Here is an 18,486-nt window from a genome sequence, read left to right on the forward strand (position 1 = left end):
GTCCGAGCCGGGGTGAACCGCGACGACGCCAACGGTCCCTTCCAGCGAGCGCTGCCAGTGAGCTGCAGCACGCCCTGGTAGGGAGGAGCCGAGACGTGTCCCAGATCGACCCGGACGTGGATCTCCACGTCCCCGCCGAGCGCGTCGAACTCCGCCCCAGCCCCCTGCCGGTCCTGGCCGCCATCTCCGCGGGCGGCGGCATCGGCGCCCTGTCCCGCTACGGCATCGGCCTGCTCTGGCCCCATCCGCGCGGCGGGTTCCCCTGGTCCACGTTCCTCATCAACGTGACGGGCTGCCTGCTGATCGGCGTGCTGATGGTGATCGTGACGGACGTGGCCCCCGAGCGGCGCCTCCTGCGCCCCTTCGCCGGCGTGGGCATCCTCGGCGGCTACACGACGTTCTCCACCTACGCGGTGGAGATCCACCAGACGGCCTCGGCGGGCTCCCCGTGGACGGCTCTGGCCTACCTGGCGGTGACGGTCATCTGTGCGTTGCTGGCGGTCTGGGTGGGCTCCGGTCTGGCCTCCGCCGTGGTCCGCTGGCTCCTGAAGGTGTCCCGATGACCGTGCTGCTGATCGCGCTGGGCGCGGCGATCGGCGCCCCGCTGCGCTACCTGACCGACCGTGCGGTCCAGGCCCGCCACGACTCGGCCTTCCCCTGGGGCACGCTGACGGTGAACGTCTTCGGCTCCCTGGTTTTGGGCGTGGTGGCCGGCCTGCCGGCGAATGCGGCGATGACCGCGCTGCTGGGCACCGGCTTCTGCGGCGCCCTGACGACGTACTCAACCTTCAGCTACGAAACCCTGCGCCTGGCCCAGACGGGCACCCGCTTCTACGCCATGATGAACGTCCTGGCCTCGGTCGTCGCCGGTCTCGGCGCCGCCGCGATCGGCCTCCTCATCGCCCAGGCCCTCACCTGACCTTCTCCCGGCCGTCGATGATCTCGACGGTGGCCGTCACCCGGGGCCCACGTGCCCAAGGCGGCGTCGGGTTCGGGTCAGGGCTGCGACGACGCAGGACCCCAGCGTTGCCAGTGACGCGCCGACGGCGGTTCCGTAGGTCCAGGCTCCGAGCAGCTCGTGCATCTGGTAGGTCCGGAAATCCGTCTCGTGGCTCGTGGCGAACGCCGCGAGCTGGAAGGAGTCGTGGCTGAGCCGGTCCAGGAAGATGACGACAACGGCGGTGGCGGTGAGATTGGTGGCGGCGAGGGCGATGAGGCCGCTGAGGAAACCAGAGCGTATGGCTCGCGCCAGCGCGCTCGGACCGGCGCCGGCAGACCGCCCGGTAAGCGCCGATACGGTCAGCGCCGCCGCGATGGTGAGCCACGACACCGCCCACCCGGGAGGCGTTGCCCAGAGATGGCCGAGATTGCCGGCGATCGTGGCGACGCTGAGCAGGGCGCCGGCTGGTACGCCATGGACCAGGGCGGGGCGCCGGACGCCTGGCATGCGGCCGGCTTCGCGCCACCACTCGGCGAGGAGCCCGCCGGTCAGGTCGGGCAGATGCCGGGTCCACAACGCGACGGTGGATGCCGGTCCGGGCGGCTGTCGCCGGGCCAGTTCGGCGAACAGCAGCGCGGTCTCCTCCGCCCAGCGATCGCGGAAGGCGAGCGGATACCAGCGGAGTATCGCGCGGTACATCGCGATGGACGCGCGTCGTCCGGAGTCGTCAGAGGCGGGCGGGTCAGGCGCGGTACTCATGCCGGACCGGGATCGAACAGCGGCTTGGTCCGGGCGGTGTCGACGAGCTGCTGCAGGCGGCGCACCTGTTCACGGGCGGCCGCGCGGCCCGCCGCAGTGATGTCGTAGTAGCGTCGCCGAGCGTCGTCTGCCGGGTCGTCGTGCGGCACCTCACACACGAGACCCGCTTCGTGGAGCGTGCGTAACGTCCGGTAGAGCGTGGTCGGGCCGAGCCGCACGTCGCCGCCGGACTCGACGACGACGGTCTGCATGATCGCGTATCCGTGCCGGGGTCCGTCGGCCAGCGCGAGCAGCACATGCAAGGCAGTCGCACCGAGCGCTGGAGTCGCGGGCGTCCTACGCGCCATTGCCGGTCTCCGCCGCCGGCCGCGCGGCGGCGCGGGCCCGGCTCGCCGCAATGGTGAGCAACGATGCGATCAGCCCGAGCACGGCGCCTTGCCCGACTCCGAGCACCCACAGGTGGCCGCCCACGCCGGCCATGGTCTCCCGGCTCACGTAGGCCGGCAGGGCGACGTCCATACCGCGTTGCTGCCACTCGGCTCGCATCAGCGGATCGTCCTCGACGAACGCGCGGAGGAAGGCCAGCAGGATGGCGCCGCCCAGTGCGGCGCCGAGGCCGCTGCCGACGCCCGACCACACGCCGGCCCGCAGGCCGGAGCGCCACCGGCGCGTGCGCGCCGTGATCGCGGCGGCGACCACGAGCGTGAGGATCCCCACGACAGCCCAGGTGACGTTGTCCAGAACGCCGCGGGCGGCCGCTGTCGAGACCGTGTGCGGAGTCAAGTTGTTGAAACCGATCTCGGCGACCCACAAGAGGCCGAGCAGCAACCCACTACCCAGACCGCTGCGCAGGACTACCCGCCTGTCCGGCACGCGAGCCCTCCCCGCCAGCCACCACGTCACCGCGACAAGCACGACCGCCGAGCCGGCAACCGCGACGGACTCCGCCCATGCCACGGTGTCCAGCACCGGCAGGCGGACGGCGGCCAGCAGGGCGGCAAGCGCGACTACCCCGCCCACCACCGCGACAACCGGCCGGATCCACACCGGAGCAACATCAACCGGGTTGACTATAGCCATGATGGGCATAGTAGCCGCCCGGCGTACGATCGCAAGACCCGCCTCGAGCCGGGCGTCAGCGGGGACTGGCGGTCCCGGCCGGTTCGCTCACGCGGTCCATCCGCTTCCAGGGCGACGACGGACTCGTCCTGCTCCGGCACGGCGAGCTGGAGCTGACCGCTCGCGTCCCCGCCCCCGGTGAGGCGGCCGGAATCCGGCTGACGGGCACGGCGCTGTAGACGTACCGTCAGGACCCGTGACGGCAACCGTGCGACGCCTCGGCCCCGACGACTGGGAGACCTGGCGCGACGTCCGCCTGGCCGCCCTCGCCGACGCGCCACGGGCCTTCGGCTCGTCCCTGGAACGCGAGCAGACCTACACCGACGCGGATTGGCGCGCGAGGCTGGAACCTTCCCGGGGCCTCAAGGCGACCGCTGTGGACGTCGGCGCCGTCGGCGTCGTCGGCGTGTGGATGCCCGAGGACCGACCCGCGGAGCTTTTCGGCATGTGGGTCCACCCCTCGCACCGCGGTCGTGGCGTCGGCGATCTGCTGATCACCGAGGCGCTCGCGTGGACCCGCTCCGCCGGACTGTCCCGTTTGGACCTCTGGGTCGTCGGCGACAACGCCGCGGCTCAGAAACTGTATCTGCGCAACGGCTTCACGATGACCGGCGAGTCCCAGCCGTACCCCCGTGACCCGTCCCTCCTCGAGTACGTCATGTCGCACGACCTCACGGCCGCTGACGCTCCGGCCGCACGATGATCTCGTGCACGTCGACGTCCGCGGCGCCGCGGGTCAGGAGCTGGTGGTCGACCACGCCGAGCCGCGACTAACCGGCCGGGGCCAGGGCGGACAGCAGGTCGCCCGGGGTGAGCGGGGTCCACGGCGCGCCCGCGGTGCCCTCGACGAGCAGGGCCGCCGAGCCGTCGGCCACGTCCGTGCCCGCGATCGCGGCCAGCCTCGCCGCGTCCGTCGCGCACGCGAAGACCTGCGCCTTCGCCGGGATCTCGACGGTGCCGCCGGTACCTACCGCCGCCCGGATCGCCGCCACCGTCGCGGCCGGGGGTGCGGGCGGGAGCCGCGTCGCCGTGCCGTCCGGGTGGGCGACGACGACCAGCCGGGCGCGGGCGGCGGCGTGCCAGGCGGCCAGTTCCAGCAGCGTCGCGCGGTTGCCGGCGCCGAAGTGCTCCCACAGGTCGGCGGCGATGCGGCCCAGGCGCGGGCCGGCCGAGCCGATGTTGTGGCCGTAGCCGCGGCTGGTGAGGGCGGTGTCGATCCACATCACCTCGCCGGTGCACACGTTCAGGACGAACGGGGTCAGGGCCTTGGCGTTGCCGCGCAGGCCGAAGTGCTGCATGACCCGGCCCGCGCTGAACGGCTCGTCGTCGTGCGGCCGCGGCAGCGAGAAGCCGGCGAAGGCTGCCGCCAGCGACTCGAACGGGACGTCGTTGTAGCTCAGGACCGAGGGTACGGCCCAGACGACCCCGGCCTTCGTCAACGTGCTGCACGCCAAGGCTGCAAGCGCCGGACGTGTCGTCGTTGCGGTGAACCCGGCCAACACCTCCCGCACCTGCCCCGAATGCGGGCATTGCGCGCGGGAGAACCGCGTCACCCAAGCCGGCTTCGCCTGCGTCTCCTGCGGATTCGCCGCACACGCGGACGTGGTCGGCGCCACGAACGTACTCAGGGCCGGACTGGCCCTTCTGGCCGCCTGAGCGGGCGAGAAGCCGCCCCGTTCACGGGGCGGAGGAGTCACCGAAACGGCTACCTCGCTGGGCTGGGGGGTGACGTCGAGAGGCCGGGGCGGGAGGTCGGAACGCTGAGCGGCCTCGAAGTAGGAAGAGAAGGAAGCGCACCTGGGAGCCGCCCCGGCCCGTCGATGGTACGGCCGCCTGCCTCCCCGCGCACGCCCATTTCCGGCGGTACGCTGCGGGCATGCGAGCCGACGGCACCTTCAGCGTGAAGAGCTTCGTCCCGACGAGCGTGGCGCCCGAGCCCGCGATCGAGACCGCGCTGCCGGTCGGGATCGCGCAGATGGAGAAGGAATACGCGGGTGCGATCAGCGGCCGCTCCGCCACCCTGTTCACGTCGGCGTTCGACCAGGGCTCCGGCGTCGGCACGTATGTCGCCATGGAGTCCTTCGAGGGCACCGTCGACGGCCGCAGCGGGTCGCTGAACTTCGTGCACTCGGCCTCGACGTCGGGCGCCGACCGCACGGGCGAGTTCTTCGCGATCGTCGCCGGCAGCGGCACGGGGGAGCTGGCCGGGATCGCCGGCAGCGGCGGGATGACCGTGGACGCCGACGGCACCCACCGCGTCTGGTTCGAGTACACCATCGGCTGAGCACACCGCGGTGACCCTGCCGGCAAGGCGCGCGGTGGCGAGCCCCGCGCCGGGCCGTCACCGCGCGTGTCGTAAAGTCGGTCGGTGAGCACTCCTGGGACCCCGGCGCCCGTCCGCACCCGCATCGCCCCGTCGCCGACCGGCGACCCGCACGTGGGGACGGCGTATGCCGCGCTGTTCAACCTGGCGTTCGCCCGCAAGCACGGCGGCGAGTTCATCCTGCGCATCGAGGACACCGACCGCACGCGTTACGTCGAGGGCAGCGAGGAGCAGGTCTTCGATACCCTGCGGTGGCTCGGGTTCAGCTGGGACCAGGGCCCGGACGTCGGCGGCCCCGCGGCGCCCTACCGGCAGTCCGAGCGCCTACCCACCTACCGGGAGGTCGCCGAGCGCCTCCTCGCCGACGGGCACGCCTACCTGTGCTGGTGCTCCTCCGAGCGGCTCACCCAGATGCGCACACGCCAGCAGCAGCTCAAGATGCCGACCGGCTACGACCGCATGTGCTACGGCAAGACCCGCGAGGAGCGCGCCGAGCTGCCCGGCTTCACCGAGACGCCGGTCATCCGCATGCTCGTGCCGGACGACGCCCGCATCTCCTTCGACGACCTTATCCGCGGCTCGATCACCCCGCCGCAGCCCGACGACCAGGTCATCCTGAAGGCCGACGGCTTCCCGACGTATCACCTGGCCGTAGTCGTCGACGACAACGCGATGGGCGTCACCCACGTCATCCGCGGCGAGGAGTGGATCAGCTCCACCGCCAAGCACCTGCTGCTGTACGGCTGGCTCGGCTGGACCGCCCCCGCCTACGCGCACATGCCGCTGCTGCGCAACGTCGACCGCTCGAAGATCAGCAAGCGCAAGAACCCCGCGGCGCGCCTCAAGTGGTTCCAGGAGGAGGGCTACCTCCCCCAGGCGCTGGTGAACTTCCTGGCCCTGATGGGCTACTCGATGCCCGACGGCCGTGAGATCTTCACGTTCGAGGAGATGACCGAGTCCTTCGACTTCGCCCGCGTCAACCCCGTCGGCCCGGTCTTCGACATCGACAAGCTGAACTGGCTCAACGGGCACTACCTGCGCACCCTGGACGACGAGGCCTTCCTGGCCGCGGCCGGCCCGTTCCTGCCGGCGGGCCTTTCGCCGCAGGACGTCCGCTCGCTGGTCGTGCCACTGCGGGAGCGCACCAAGAAGCTCTCCGAGCTGGCCGAGCAGCTGGACTGGCTCGCCGCCGAGACCGTCACGGTCGCCCCGGCCGACCTCGCCAAGCACGGCCTGCCGGCCCCGGACGCCCGCACCGTCCTGGAGGCGTTCGCGAAGAACCTCGAGCAGCTCGACCCGTTCGAGAAGGACCAGATCACCGCGACCCTCGACCGCGTCGTCGCCGAGTCCGGCCTCAACCGGCGCCGCTCGTTCATGACGGCCCGGCTGGCGCTGGTCGGCAAGCCGGTCTCGCCGCCGCTGGACGACACGATGGTGGCCCTGGGCGCCCAGCGTACGGCCGCCCGCCTGCGCCAGGCCGCCGCCTCCCTGGACGGCTGAGCGCGGACCGCGCGGGCGGCCGTCGCCGCTACGGCTGGGTTTCCTTCGGCGCGGCCGCGATCGGGCGCCCGAAGGTCACCGCGTTCAGCACCGGTGCCGCAACGGTCTCGGCGAGTTCCGCGTCGGGTGACAGGCCGAGCGCGTCGTTGACCGTGGCGAAGGCGATGCGCAGCGCGACGAAGGCGGTGATCGCGAAGATGTCGGCGTCGCTGAACCCGGCCTCCCGCAGCGCCTCCACGTCCTCCGGCCGCGTGGCGCTGGGCTCGCGGGCGACCTTGCGGGCCCAGGCGGCGAGCTGCCGTTCGGCGGGGGAGAGGGTGTCGTCGGTGCCGGCGATGACCCCGGCGGCCGTCGCCGCGTCGCTCTTCTCCGCGAGCCTGCCGCCCCAGGACAGCGCGCAGTAGGAGTCCCCGAACGCGCCGGCGAACGCCGTCACCAGGATCCCGCGGGTCCGCAGGTCGAGCCGCCCGCCCGCGACGGCGCCCGTGAGCTTGAAGAGTCCCTCGAGGACCTCCGGCGCGTACGCCCACAGCCGGGACACGTTCATCACGTATCCGAGCTCGGCCACGTCGTCGTCGAAGAGTCGTCGCGCCCCCTCGGACAGCTCCGGCTCATGCAGAAACCCGATCATACCGTCCAGTGTGCCGACAGCGATCCGCGCGACATCGCGTCGAGACGGTTTTACGACTGATCCCGAAACGCGGTCGCTCAGCGCCCCGCCGGCTCCACGAGCTCCTGCGGCGGCCCGTCCGGCTCCCCGGCCGGCGCGGTTTCGGGCGCCGGTGCCGGCGCGGGGGCCGGCGTGGGGGCCGGCGTGGGCGCGGGGATGGTCGGCGCGAACAGCGAGTCGTCGTAGTACCGCTCGCTGCGCACCGTCGTGACCACGGCCCGGGCGAGCAGCCGCAGGTCCAGCCGCACGCTCTGGTGCTCGATGTAGGCGAGGTCCTTCACCAGCCGCTCCTGCGGTGGCATGTAGAACTTCTCGATCTGCGCGATGCACGCGATGCCGGGCCGGACGGTGTGCCGCTCGGCGTAGCCGGGGACGGCCTCCAGGTGGGTGAGCACGAGCACGGTGCGCAGCGGCCGCGGCCCGACCAGGCTCATCGTGCCGTTGAGCACGTTGATCAGCTCGGGCAGCTCGTCGAGGTGCCAGCGGCGCAGCCACCGGCCGACCCGCAGCGTGCGCGGGTCCCCCTCGGGCGACACGACCGGGCCGGTGAGCCGCTCGGCGCCGTGCTGCATGCTGCGGAACTTGAACTGCCGGAACGTCCGGCCGCCGCGGCCCACCGAGTTCTTCGTGAAGAACACCGGGCCCGGCTCCTCGAACCAGATGAGCAGCCCGATGACCGGCCACAGCGGCATCGTCACCGCGAGCCCGGCGAGCGCGCCGGCGACGTCCAGCATCCGCTTGCCGCGCGGGGTGGGCCGCGTCGCCGCGGCGGCGTGGTAGCGCTGCACGGCGAGCTCGACGGGGCGCGACGGCGGCGCGTTGTCCTCCACGATCCCGGCGGTGGCCCCGCTGAGCACGATCCCGCCGGCGAACGCCCCGATGACGAGGATCAGCGCGGCGCGGGGCGGCACGTCGTGACCGAGGTGCCACCAGATCCACGGCGCGACGATGAGCGCCACCGTGACGAGGAAGGCGACCCGGCAGGCCCACGCCCGCACCGGCGGCGGGACCGAGGACGTGAGGACGACGGCGGGCAGGAACGCCAGGATCAGCGACGTGAGCAGCGTCCAGTAGTTCGACGTGAGCAGCACCCAGTAGTTCACGGATTCAAGTACCTCCAGGGCCGGCGGGCGGGGCACCGCCGTCAGCGATATGCCTTCTCCTGCTCGGCCCACATGGCGAAGAGCAACAGGATCCACAGCTCTCGGGCGTGCTCGGCCGCGCCGCTGAGGTGGCGCTCGACGAGCGCGTCCACCGCGTCGAAACGCAGGTACCCCTGGCGGCGCACGACGTCGCGGGACAGGTACTCGCGCACCAGCGGCCGGAACACGCCGCGCAGCCACCGCGGCAGCGGGGCGTTGAACCCCTTCTTGCGCATCGCCAGGGTCCGCGGCGGCAGGACCCCGGTCATCGCCCGGCGCAGCAGCCACTTCGGCCGCAGCCCCGGCAGCTTCAGCCGGCCGGGCAGCGAGAACGCGAACTCCAGCACCGGCGTGGCCAGCAGCGGCACCCGTACCTCCAGCGCGTGCGCCATGCTCACCCGGTCGACCTTCGTGAGGACGTCGTCGGGCAGGTAGACGTGGGCGTCGGTGTACTGGAAGCGGGTCAGCGGGTCGAAGCCCGCCCCGGCGCCGTAGTGCGGCTCGTGCGTGTCGTAGGCGTCGGACAGCTCGGCGTACACGTCCGGCTGCAGCAACCACGCCTTGCGCGCCTCGCGGAAGACCACGCGCCACAGGTAGTGGCTGCGGCCCGGGTCCTCGACCGCGTTCTCGACGAACCGGCGCGCCTTGAAGTCGAAGCTCGCCCGGGCGCTGGAGCGCGGCAGGAACCGCACCAGGCCCGGCACGACCCGGTCGGTCACCGCGCGCGGCAGCAGCCGGTAGTAGCGGGCGTACTTGTCGGCCTGATACGTCAGGTAGCCGGCGAAGAGCTCGTCCCCGCCGTCGCCGCTGAGCGCCACCGTGACCTGCCGGCGGGCGAGCTGGCACAGGTAGTACGTCGGCACCATCGACGGGTCCGCGAACGGCTCGTCGAACGCGGGCAGCATACCGTCCACGACGTCCTGCGCGGACGGCTCGACGAGCAGGTCGGTGTGGTCGGTGTCGAATTGGCGGGCGACCAGGGCGGCCTCGCGGCGCTCGTCGTAGGAGCGGTCGGCGAACCCGACCGAGAACGTCTTGAGCGTGGCGTCCGGGCGGGCCTGGCGCGCGGCGGCGACGACGGTACCGGAGTCGATGCCGCCGCTGAGGAAACAGCCCAGCGGCACGTCGGCGGCCAGCTGCTGGCGGACGCTGTCGAGCACCACCTCGCGCAGCATCTCGGTGGCGTCGTCGGCGGTGAGGCCCGGCCGGCGCGGGACGTCGGCGAGCGCCCAGTAGCGGTGCACGGTGGCGGCGCCGTCCTGCCAGACGAGCGTGTGGCCCGGTTCGAGCTTGCGGACTTCGCGGTACATCGTGCGCGGCGCGGGGACGTACATGAGCGACAGGTACGCGCTGAACGCCTGCAGGTCGGGGGTGCGCTCGGGGATGGCGCACAGCACCGCCTTGATCTCCGAGCCGAAGACGATGCCCCCGGCACCATCGGCGTAGTGCAGCGGCTTCACGCCGATGCGGTCCCGGCACAGGACGAGGCGGCGGCGGGCGGCGTCGTACAGCGCGATCGCGAACATGCCCTCCAGATGCCGCGCGAAGTCCGTGCCGTACTCCTCGTACAGATGCGGGATCACCTCGGCGTCGTTGCCGGAGCGGAACGTGTGGCCGCGCGCGGCGAGTTCGCGGCGCAGCCGCGCATGGTTGTAGAGCGCGCCGTTGAGCACCGCGTGCACCGTGCCGTCCTCGGAGCGCACCGGCTGCCGGCCGTGCCGCACGTCGATGACGGCGAGGCGGCGCACCGCCAGCCCGGCGGTACCGCTGAGGAAGAAGCCCTCCTCGTCCGGGCCGCGGTGCGTGAGGGTGGCGCACATGGCGCGCAGCCGCTCCTCGTCGACGCCGCGTGACCCGTCGGCAACCGCGATGCCGGCGATGCCGCACAATGTGACCTCCTGATGATCGGGAAACGGGGAGCCGGGGATGGCTCAGACCGGGGCCGGGTCCACCGGCCGGTGCGACGGCACCGGCACGACCGGCTCCCACAGCCGCAGCTTCTGCGTGGTGAGGCGCAGCAGGTACCGCGGGCTGAGGACGAGGTAGCGCCGCCACAGCCGCCGCGGCTCGCGGGCGAACCGCCACAGCCACGCCAGCCCGTGCCGCTGCATCCAGCGCGGCGCGGGCCGCAGCCGCCCGGCGTGGTAGTCGAACGCCGCCCCGACGGCCAACAGCGGCATGGACAGCAGCGGCCGCATCGCGTGGACGAACGACTCCTGCCGCGGGCAGCCGAGGCCGACCAGGACCAGCCTGGCGCCCGAATCGCTGATCCGCTCGGCGATCCGCGCAATCTCCCCCGGCTCGGCGTCACGGAACCGCGACGGTTCGACGCCGGCGATCCGCAGCGTCGGCAGCGTCCGGGCCAGCCGGGCGACCAGCCGGTCGACGAGCTGCGGCGTCGACCCGTACAGGTACACCGGCAGCGACTCCCGGGCCGCGTGCTGCAGCACCCGCGTGGTGAGCTCCGGCCCGCTGACCCAGTCCCGAAGGTGGGTCTCGTGCAGCAGGTTCAGCGCCCACCGCACCGGCTGGCCGTCCGGTACGACCACGTCGAAGGCGTTGAGCCGGGCGTTGTGCCGCCGGTCCGAGACACCCGTCATCACGCCGTGCACGGCCAGCGCGGTCAGGATGAACGGGCGGCGCTCCCGGGCGGCGTCGAACACCTTCGTGACCGCCCCGTCGTAGTCGATGACGTCGATGAGTACCCCCATGACACTGCGTTTCCCCGCGTCGACCAACACCGTTCCCTTCCCGTCGTCCGCAGCGCGCCTGTACCCCTGCGACCGGCGGTCAAGGCGCCCCGGGAGGTGACTTGAGGGGCGACGCGGTGCGGCCGGGTGAGGGCCGCCCGGAACGCCGGTGCACCGGCCCCGGCCCGGTTACGTTGAGGCAGATGTGGATGCGTCCGGCCGTCGCGTGGCCGCTGCTGGCGATGCTCGGCGAGACCGCCGCGTTCGCGGCGGTGCGGTGGTTCTTCGTCGGTACGGGCACCGGCCAGGGGCTCGACCGGCTGGCGCTCATCGGCAACCGCCTCGGCCGCGGCCTGCTCGACGGCCCGCTCACCGGGCTGCTGGAGGCGATCACGGTACTGTCGCTGGGCCTGGCCACCGCCGCCGTCGCCGGCATCGCGCTGCTGCGCGGCCGAACCGACCTGGGCGTGGGCGCGGTCGTTCTCATCGCCGGCGCGAATGCGACGGCCGAGTTGCTCAAGCACGCCGGCCACCGCGCGGCGCTCGACGCGGCGGCCGGACCGACGCCGCCGGTCAACACGCTGCCCAGCGGGCACACGTCGGTCAGCGCGTCGGTGGCGGTGGCGCTCGTGCTGGTACTCCCGCCGCGGGCCCGGGGCCCGGCCGCGCTGCTCGGTGCCGGATTCGCCGCGCTGACCGGCGCCGCGACCGTGGCGGTCGGCTGGCACCGGCCGAGCGACGCGGTCGCGTCGTTCCTCGTCGTCGCCGGCTGGGCCTCCGCCGTGGGCCTGGTGCTGGCCTGCCTGCGCAGCGGCGAACCCGGCCGGCCCGCCGACCCCGGCGAACAGCGCGCGACGCGGATCCTGACGGCATGGGGCGTGGTGCTGCTGGCGGCGGGCGCGGTGGCGCTGGCGCTGACCGCGCGGGCCCTGGCGACACCTCCGGGCGCGCACGGCCGCCGGACGCTCCTCGTCGCCTACGCGGGCTCGGCCGCCGGCATCTGCGGGACCGCCGGCCTGTCGATCGCGCTCGTGCTCGCAACGCTGCCACGCTTCCCGCCCTGGCGATCCGCGCCGCCGTGAGTTCCACGGGACTGTCGGCGGCGTGGGTGTCTGGGGCGGTCACCCTTCGCCGCTGCCACGGCCTGCGCTGTTACCGCACTCGCGGCAGTTCTTCGCCGGAACGCTGTGGGGCGCCCGCCGGTCTCGGCGGCGGGTTCGCCGTGGCGGGGAGTTCGCGCGGCACTTGCCGGGCGCTGATCAGCAGCACGCAGCCCGCGGCGCTGATCAGCGCGCACAGCAGCAGCGCCGCCCGGTATCCGAGAGCCTGCGCGGTCGCGCCCGCGACGAGCCCGGAGACCAGCGATGCGGTGATGAACGCGTTGGAGAACAGCGCGGTCGCGCGGCCGGTGGCCTCGGGCATCAGGTCCTGGATGTAGGTGATGCCCAGCGCGTTGACCGCGGCGATGGCCACGCCGCGGGCCACCTGGGCGGCGATCAGCAGCGGCAGGCTGGAGCTGGCCGGGACAAGCACGAAGTACACCACGAACAGCAGCATGCCCAGCAGGAGCACCCGCTGCTGGCGTACCCGGGCCGGCAGCAGGATCAGGCTCAGCGCCGCCGGTATCTCCGCCAGTGCGCCCGTGCTGGCCAGCAGCCCCACGTCCTGGTCGGGTCGGGCCAGGGTACGCGTGACGTACAGCGGCAGCGCGACCGAGCCGGCGCACATCGCGGTGTTGAACAGCGTGAAACTGGCCGCCACCAACAGCACCGGCCGCCGCAACCGCAGTGGCGTCCGCGGCGGCGGCGCGGTCCGGGGTGTGACCGGCGTGGCGCCCAACAGCAGCAGTGGTGCCGTGATCAGCGCGAACGCCAGGGATGTCAGCAGCAGCAGGCCGCTGTATCCCCGCCACGCCAGCGCCGCCGACCCGAGGATCGGGCCGATGGCCCAGGCCAACGAGAACACCGACCGCAGCGCCAATGTTCCGCGTCGCGACGCGTCACCGGAGGCCCGGTCCAGGTGGGTACGCGCCAGCGCGAACACCTGTGAGAAGGCCGCCAGGCCGGCGCCGAGCAGTCCCGCCCCGATGACGAGCAGCAGGGCATACCTGGTGGTCGTGCTCAGCGCGAGGTACCCGACGGCCGGAGCCAGCACGGCGACCAACGCCGGCCACCGGCCGGCACCGCGGTCGTACCGGCGACCGAGCCAGGGGGTTACGAACAGTCCGCTGACGGCGATGACGGAGAGGAATACACCTACCTGAAGCGGAGACAGGTGCGCCCGGTCCGCACCGAACAGCACCAGATACGGCCCGATCATGGAGTCGGCAAGGCCCAGCAGCAGGACGCAGACCAGCAGGTGTGGCAGCTTCGCCTCGACCGCGCGCCCCGCACCGAAGACCATCTGTATCCACTTCCCTGGATCGCTACGGCAGCGACACCCGCCACAGCGGCATCGACGGCGGTACCTGCCATGCCTGGCTCGCCGAGGACGCTACCAGGCTCACTAACGTCCAGGCACCCCTTTCGCGCGCACCGCAACGGCGGTGCCATCGGGTGTGCTGCTCACCGGCGAGCAGCGCTCGATTAGCTCGGCCGGCACCGCGGTCCAGGACCCCGCAACGTTGCAACTTTCAACGGGCGGCGCGTCCCGGACCATGATCTCGCCCGGCGGGTTTCCACTCATGGTGATGGGCGGAAGTGCGCGATCTCGGCGCACCTCGTCCGTCGCGCCGGCTTGACCCGTCCGGGCGCACGAATGGCCGAGGTCAGATCCCGCGGCGCATGGCCCGGGTGCCGAGCGTCAGGCCGAGGGCCGCGATGGTGCAGGCGGCGATCACGCCGTACAGCGCGGGAAGATCGGCGAACCGGCCGGCGAAGAGGGCGCGTTCGGCGTCCACGAGGTAGGCGATCGGGTTGAGCGCGGCGATGCCCCTGAGCCACTGCGGGCCGTGCTCGACCGGCAACAGCACGCCGGAGAGCAGCAGCAGTGGATACGTCAGCATCTGGGTGACGATCCAGAACAGGGTGCCGTTGGGTTGCGCGGCAATCGCGAGCGCGAAGGACAGCCCGCCCAGGCCGATGCCGAACACCATGAGCAGGGCCAGCCCGGCCAGCGCGCCCGCGGGGTAGAGCTGGAAACCCAGCGGCAGGGCCAGGATGAGGATCAGCGTCGCCTGGGCGAGCAGGATCACCGACTCCTTCATGGTCCGGCCGATCAGCATCGCGGTGCGGCTGAGCGGCGTGACCATCATGCGCTCGGTTGCCCCGCCGATCAGTTCGACCAGCAAGGCATGCCCGGCGGCCATCGGCCCGAACAGGCACATCATGATCAGGATGCCGGGTACGAACCACTGCCAGGAGGAACCGTTCGCGGTGCCGAAGCTGTCCACTCCTTGCAGCAGCCAGCCGAACAGGACCATGAACAGCAGGGGCTGGGTCATCGAGAAGACCAGGCCGAGCGGCTGGCGCAGTTCGGGCGTGAACTCCCGGGAAAAGGTGATCGCGGTGTCCCGTAAGAACTTGACCATGCTGTGGCTTCTCCTTATCCGATCTGGATCTGGTCGTGCCGGTCGGCGTCGTCGCCTTCGCGCAGGCTGCGGCCGGTGAGGGCGAGGAAGACATCGTCCAATGTGGACTGTCTGGTCTCGGCGGTGACGACCTTGATGCTGGCGGCGTCGAGCGTGTGCAGGTACTCGGGTAGCGCGGCTGCGGCGTGCGGCACCCGCACCCGAACCGTGGCGGCGTCAGTCTCCACCTCGGTGGCGGCGGGTATCCGTTCGGCGATGGCGGCGGCGGTGGCGGCCTCCGCGGGGGTGGCGACGGTGACCACGACCCGGTCGCCGGCGAGTCGGCGCTTCAGCCCGTCTGCCGTACCGTCGGCGATGATCCGGCCGTGATCGATGACCAGCACCCGCTCGGCCATCCGGTCGACCTCGTCGAGGTAGTGCGTGGTCAGGAACAGGGTCGTGCCGTGCTGCTCACGCAGGCCCAGTATGTGTTCCCAGAGGTGAATGCGACTGTGTGGATCGAGGCCGGCGGAGGGTTCGTCCAGGAACAGCAGCTGGGGCTGGTGCAGTAGGCCCATGGCCACGTCCACCCGGCGGCGTTGCCCGCCGGACAGGGTTGCCGGCTTGCGGGCACCCAGCGGTTGCAGGTCCAGCAGGTGGAGCGCCTCGTCGGCCCGCCGCCGGGCTTGTGCCTTGCTCAAGCCGTAGCTGCGAGCCTGGGTGACCAGTTCGTCCCGGACCAGGAAGTTGGCGCCCGCGCTGTTGCGCTGCCCGACGTAGCCGATGGCCGAGCGCACCCCGATGGGGTCGGCCACAACATCGCGGCCCGCCACGCTCGCCCGGCCCGAGGTCGGGGGGAGCAGGGTGGTCAGCATCCGCAGCAAGGTGGACTTCCCTGCGCCGTTGGGGCCGAGGAGTGCGACCAGTTCACCGGTCCCGACGTCCAGGTCAATGCCCCGGACCGCCTCGACGGTCGTCTTCTTCGCCCGGAAACGTCGAGTGAGACCTTCGGTGTGGATCAACTGGATCTCCTTTCGGATCTAATGGCTTCTGTTTTGGAACATGTATGTTCCATCATGGGAGCCTAGAGCTCGAAAAGGGGACCTGCAACTGTAGGCTGGTCGGCATGAGCGGCACCGCACGCGCGCAGTCGGGAATTCGCAACCGAACGCGTCGCGCCATCCTGAGCGCGGCCTGCTCCATCCTCGCCCGGAACTTCTCGGCGACGCTCGCCGAGATCGCCGACGCCGCCGAGGTCGGCCGCACTACTCTGCACCGCTACTTCCCGGACCGCGAAGCGCTGATCAAAGCCGCGGTGGACGACTCGGTCGAGGCGATCGAGTCATCCACCGCGCAAGCCGCGATCGAGCAAGGCCCGCCGCTGGAGGCCATGCGCCGACTCGTGGCGGCCATGGTCGAGGTCGGCGACCGGCTGATGTTCCTGTTCGGCGATCCCCGTGTGCTGGAGACCTACGGGAGGACCAAGGCCGACGCACCGCTGGAGGACTCGGTGACCTCGCTCGTCCGGCGGGGACAGGACGAGGGCGTATTCGACCCGGAGCTCAGCCCGGTCTGGATCCGCCACGTACTCTGGGCAATGGTCTACACCGGTCTTGAAGAGGCCGACAGCGGGCGCCTGCCTCGGCACGGGATCACCGCGACCGTCATCCGCACCTTCGAAAACGGGGTCACGCGCCATCGGCCGGACGGGACTCCTCCTCCAACCACGAGCTTGTGATCTCCGTGTCGGTGGCCGGCCGTCCGTAGCTCAGGCGTCCAGTTCGGTGAGCGACGGATCGTAGCGTCGCAACACGATGCCGAGCACGTCGTAGTGCGAGTATGTGTGGATGTCATCGGTCGTCTCCAGCAGCAGCGCCCGGTCACCGCGTCGCCACACCGCCCGGTAGCTGTCGGACGCTGCGGTCACCACGAACTCCGGCGCTCCGAGACGGGCGGTGATCAGTGCGGCGAGGCGATCGCGTTCCGCATGGAACTCGGCCCGCCTTGCCTGCGGCCGCCGAGCCCACAGCGGCGGCATGTCCTCGTCGTACTCGTCCTCGTCGTCCGGGTCGTCCGGCTCCTCCGCTCCGAACGCCGGCCAGTACAGCGCACACGGCAGGTGCACCCACATGTCCGGGCTCGGCGGAGCCGCCCCGAGTTCGACCGACCACCCGGACGGCTCGCCGCCGGCGTCGACGGCGAACTGCGGTGCTCCCGGGCCGCCCTCCCACTCGACGTCCTCACCGGGACGGGCCAGGCCCCACTCCACGAACATCGCCTCGACCGTCGCCCGTTCCCAGGGAACACCGGCCAGCGTGATCATGCGGTCCACCCATACCTGGTCGACCGGAAGCAGCTTGAGTGACATGATCGCAGACCGTACACGGCATCCCGCGACGGACCAATGCGGTCGCACGCGTCGCTCCTGGCCGTTAGCCTCGGGCGATGATCACGCTGACGCCGGTGTTGGAGCGATGGTCCGCGGACTGCCCGTTCTGGCCTGTCGACCGGACCGGCTTCGTCTTCGCCGTCCCGCGTCTGCCGACTTCGCGGCAGGCGGGAACGGTGGTCTGGACGTTGATCGGGCGCAGCGTCACCGCGGACGACTTGTCCATCACCGCGGCCGGTGCCACCGACGCGATCGAGGCGTATTTGACCTGCGAGGACGAGGACTTCGCGCCCGGCGGCCTGCGAGTCGGCGCCGGCGACGTCGTCATCGACCCGGGCTGCTGCGTCGGCCTCGACGAATGGCGCGACTGGCTGCGCGTGCTCGGCGGTGAGGTCATCGATCTCGGGCACGACCCTGACGTGTTGGTCGAACATCGGGGGCCGGTGCTGCGCGTATGGAAGGACAAGCGGCAACTCCTCGCGGGGGAACTGCCCGGCCCGGCCGACAAATACATCGACGTCCCGCGTGCCGAGCTGCCGAAACTTCTGGCTGCCGTACGCGGGGACCTCGTGGGCTTCCTGGCCGCCCTGCGTCCCTGGGCGCAGAGCATCGCTCCCGAGCTGGCCGACCCACTCATCGCCGCCGTGGACCGGCGTCTGCGGATCAGCGCACCCCTCGGCATCTGAGCACGCGCGGCAACCGTCCAAAGAGGACCGTTGCCGCGCGTGCTCCGACGTGAACAGTTGGGGGACCGGTCAGAGCGGTTGCCACGTGTGGCGGCGTTTCCAGGTTTCGTCGCCGGCTCGGAACTCCTGCAGGAGTCGTACGGCTGCCTCGCGGTCCGCGGTCTGACAGCGGAAGTGCCGTTCGAGGGAGCCTTCCTGGTACTCCAGCGAGTATGTCCCGGTGGGTACTCCCGCGATGTCGCCGTAGCCCACCTGGACGAACCATCCGTCGGCACGGTCGAGGATCACGTAGCCGTTGCCCTTGCCGACCTGGCCGATGATCCATTCCAGCCGGCGCGCGTCGGGGTCGGGCATCGTCGGCAAGTTCTCCGACGAGAGCGTGAAGGGCGCCACGTAGCCCGGCGCGTTCGGGTTCACGACGTGGTAGCCCGACTCGTAACACACCAGGCCGTGCTCGGCGGCGAGCGTCAGGACGGCTGTGTCGACCTCGTCCGCTCGCGACCATACGCACGAGACGGCCACGATCGCGTCGGAACGCTCGGGGGTCGTGCTCCACACTCCGAGCCGGTCGATGTCCTCCTTGCCGAGACTCTCCAGCGGCGGGAAGCGATCGAGCAGTTCCTCATAGAACCGGCCGACGGCGGGATGCGGGGCGAACAGGTCCTGTCCGCCGTTGCCCCAGCGTTCCAGCTTCGCCCGCGCCTCGGCGGCGGTGATCGGTTGGTTCTCGTGCCAGACGTACAGGTCAAAGCTCACCGTT

Annotated in this window: 22 protein-coding genes; 9 read left to right on the forward strand and 13 right to left on the reverse strand. The window is 71.7% G+C overall.

Going from position 1 to position 18,486, the window contains the following annotated elements:
- Positions 1 to 95 precede the first annotated feature (95 nt).
- Both ACQPY0_RS26590 and crcB read left to right on the forward strand, forming a co-directional pair.
- Complete coding sequence (locus tag ACQPY0_RS26590) at positions 96 to 563, forward strand: fluoride efflux transporter FluC (protein WP_432993853.1); 468 nt, start codon at positions 96 to 98, stop codon at positions 561 to 563.
- A complete protein-coding gene (crcB, locus tag ACQPY0_RS26595) occupies positions 560 to 919 on the forward strand; it encodes a fluoride efflux transporter CrcB (protein WP_432993855.1) in 360 nt (119 codons plus the stop codon). Before ACQPY0_RS26590 ends, crcB begins: the two co-directional genes overlap by 4 nt.
- Positions 920 to 955: 36 nt before the next feature.
- On the opposite strand, the gene ACQPY0_RS26600 is transcribed toward crcB, so the two are convergent.
- Genes ACQPY0_RS26600 through ACQPY0_RS26610 form a run of 3 tightly spaced genes read right to left on the reverse strand, consistent with a single transcriptional unit; the run spans position 956 to position 2,779 of the window.
- Positions 956 to 1,699 carry a hypothetical protein gene (locus tag ACQPY0_RS26600; RefSeq protein ID WP_432993857.1) on the reverse strand — a complete coding sequence of 248 codons (744 nt, stop codon included), beginning with the start codon at positions 1,697 to 1,699 and terminating at the stop codon, positions 956 to 958.
- Complete coding sequence (locus ACQPY0_RS26605; protein WP_432993859.1) at positions 1,696 to 1,995, reverse strand: PadR family transcriptional regulator; 300 nt, start codon at positions 1,993 to 1,995, stop codon at positions 1,696 to 1,698. The genes ACQPY0_RS26600 and ACQPY0_RS26605 overlap by 4 nt, the downstream gene beginning before the upstream one ends.
- Before the next feature lie 40 nt (positions 1,996 to 2,035).
- Positions 2,036 to 2,779, reverse strand: coding sequence for a hypothetical protein (locus tag ACQPY0_RS26610; protein ID WP_432993861.1), 744 nt, complete (start codon positions 2,777 to 2,779; stop codon positions 2,036 to 2,038).
- A gap of 235 nt (positions 2,780 to 3,014) precedes the next feature.
- Between ACQPY0_RS26610 and ACQPY0_RS26615 the strand changes: the two genes are divergently transcribed.
- The gene (locus ACQPY0_RS26615) at positions 3,015 to 3,521 is read left to right on the forward strand and encodes a GNAT family N-acetyltransferase (protein ID WP_432993863.1); all 507 of its coding nucleotides are present in this window, start codon (positions 3,015 to 3,017) and stop codon (positions 3,519 to 3,521) included.
- 67 nt (positions 3,522 to 3,588) lie between these two features.
- Here ACQPY0_RS26615 and ACQPY0_RS26620 read toward each other — a convergent pair whose 3' ends face one another.
- Positions 3,589 to 4,257 carry a hypothetical protein gene (locus ACQPY0_RS26620; protein WP_432993865.1) on the reverse strand — a complete coding sequence of 223 codons (669 nt, stop codon included), beginning with the start codon at positions 4,255 to 4,257 and terminating at the stop codon, positions 3,589 to 3,591.
- 1 nt (position 4,258) lies between these two features.
- Here ACQPY0_RS26620 and ACQPY0_RS26625 point away from each other — a divergent pair, with 1 nt between their 5' ends.
- The 3 genes from ACQPY0_RS26625 (at position 4,259) to gltX (ending at position 6,641) form a co-directional block, all read left to right on the forward strand.
- Positions 4,259 to 4,474 (forward strand): zinc ribbon domain-containing protein, encoded by a 216-nt coding sequence (locus tag ACQPY0_RS26625; protein WP_432993867.1) that lies wholly within the window; start codon positions 4,259 to 4,261, stop codon positions 4,472 to 4,474.
- Between the two features lie 220 nt (positions 4,475 to 4,694).
- Positions 4,695 to 5,102, forward strand: a complete 408-nt coding sequence (locus ACQPY0_RS26630; RefSeq protein WP_432993869.1) for a DUF3224 domain-containing protein — start codon at positions 4,695 to 4,697, stop codon at positions 5,100 to 5,102.
- An 84-nt stretch (positions 5,103 to 5,186) separates the two neighbouring features.
- Entirely contained in the window at positions 5,187 to 6,641 is a 1,455-nt protein-coding gene (gene gltX / locus ACQPY0_RS26635) for a glutamate--tRNA ligase (protein WP_432993871.1), read from the forward strand.
- 28 nt (positions 6,642 to 6,669) lie between these two features.
- On the opposite strand, the gene ACQPY0_RS26640 is transcribed toward gltX, so the two are convergent.
- From ACQPY0_RS26640 to ACQPY0_RS26655, 4 genes are all read right to left on the reverse strand, one after another.
- The gene (locus ACQPY0_RS26640) at positions 6,670 to 7,272 is read right to left on the reverse strand and encodes a carboxymuconolactone decarboxylase family protein (protein ID WP_432993872.1); all 603 of its coding nucleotides are present in this window, start codon (positions 7,270 to 7,272) and stop codon (positions 6,670 to 6,672) included.
- Between the two features lie 77 nt (positions 7,273 to 7,349).
- The gene (locus tag ACQPY0_RS26645; RefSeq protein WP_432993873.1) at positions 7,350 to 8,414 is read right to left on the reverse strand and encodes a sugar transferase; all 1,065 of its coding nucleotides are present in this window, start codon (positions 8,412 to 8,414) and stop codon (positions 7,350 to 7,352) included.
- Positions 8,415 to 8,455: 41 nt separating this feature from the next.
- Positions 8,456 to 10,342: an asparagine synthase (glutamine-hydrolyzing) gene (gene asnB / locus ACQPY0_RS26650; protein WP_432993874.1), complete on the reverse strand. Its 1,887-nt coding sequence runs from the start codon at positions 10,340 to 10,342 to the stop codon at positions 8,456 to 8,458.
- Positions 10,343 to 10,384: 42 nt separating this feature from the next.
- Positions 10,385 to 11,164, reverse strand: a complete 780-nt coding sequence (locus ACQPY0_RS26655) for a WecB/TagA/CpsF family glycosyltransferase (protein ID WP_432993875.1) — start codon at positions 11,162 to 11,164, stop codon at positions 10,385 to 10,387.
- 182 nt (positions 11,165 to 11,346) lie between these two features.
- On the opposite strand from ACQPY0_RS26655, the gene ACQPY0_RS26660 reads away from it, so the two are divergent.
- Complete coding sequence (locus ACQPY0_RS26660) at positions 11,347 to 12,225, forward strand: phosphatase PAP2 family protein (protein WP_432993876.1); 879 nt, start codon at positions 11,347 to 11,349, stop codon at positions 12,223 to 12,225.
- A 70-nt stretch (positions 12,226 to 12,295) separates the two neighbouring features.
- Here the strand turns inward: ACQPY0_RS26660 and ACQPY0_RS26665 are convergent, their stop codons facing one another.
- The 3 genes from ACQPY0_RS26665 to ACQPY0_RS26675 form a co-directional block, all read right to left on the reverse strand.
- Positions 12,296 to 13,546: a sugar efflux transporter gene (locus ACQPY0_RS26665; protein WP_432993878.1), complete on the reverse strand. Its 1,251-nt coding sequence runs from the start codon at positions 13,544 to 13,546 to the stop codon at positions 12,296 to 12,298.
- A 364-nt stretch (positions 13,547 to 13,910) separates the two neighbouring features.
- Entirely contained in the window at positions 13,911 to 14,672 is a 762-nt protein-coding gene (locus ACQPY0_RS26670) for an ABC transporter permease (RefSeq protein ID WP_432993880.1), read from the reverse strand.
- A 14-nt stretch (positions 14,673 to 14,686) separates the two neighbouring features.
- Entirely contained in the window at positions 14,687 to 15,673 is a 987-nt protein-coding gene (locus ACQPY0_RS26675; protein ID WP_432993882.1) for an ABC transporter ATP-binding protein, read from the reverse strand.
- A 104-nt stretch (positions 15,674 to 15,777) separates the two neighbouring features.
- On the opposite strand from ACQPY0_RS26675, the gene ACQPY0_RS26680 reads away from it, so the two are divergent.
- On the forward strand, positions 15,778 to 16,389 hold the full coding sequence (locus ACQPY0_RS26680) for a TetR/AcrR family transcriptional regulator (protein WP_432993884.1): 612 nt from the start codon (positions 15,778 to 15,780) through the stop codon (positions 16,387 to 16,389).
- Between the two features lie 30 nt (positions 16,390 to 16,419).
- Here ACQPY0_RS26680 and ACQPY0_RS26685 read toward each other — a convergent pair whose 3' ends face one another.
- Positions 16,420 to 17,019 (reverse strand): hypothetical protein, encoded by a 600-nt coding sequence (locus ACQPY0_RS26685; RefSeq protein ID WP_432993886.1) that lies wholly within the window; start codon positions 17,017 to 17,019, stop codon positions 16,420 to 16,422.
- Positions 17,020 to 17,096: 77 nt separating this feature from the next.
- On the opposite strand from ACQPY0_RS26685, the gene ACQPY0_RS26690 reads away from it, so the two are divergent.
- Entirely contained in the window at positions 17,097 to 17,726 is a 630-nt protein-coding gene (locus tag ACQPY0_RS26690) for a hypothetical protein (protein ID WP_432993888.1), read from the forward strand.
- 69 nt (positions 17,727 to 17,795) lie between these two features.
- Here ACQPY0_RS26690 and ACQPY0_RS26695 read toward each other — a convergent pair whose 3' ends face one another.
- The gene (locus ACQPY0_RS26695) at positions 17,796 to 18,482 is read right to left on the reverse strand and encodes a hypothetical protein (protein WP_432993890.1); all 687 of its coding nucleotides are present in this window, start codon (positions 18,480 to 18,482) and stop codon (positions 17,796 to 17,798) included.
- Positions 18,483 to 18,486 lie beyond the last annotated feature (4 nt).

This window comes from Dactylosporangium sp. CA-233914, from assembly GCF_050942935.1.
Taxonomy (GTDB): domain Bacteria; phylum Actinomycetota; class Actinomycetes; order Mycobacteriales; family Micromonosporaceae; genus Dactylosporangium.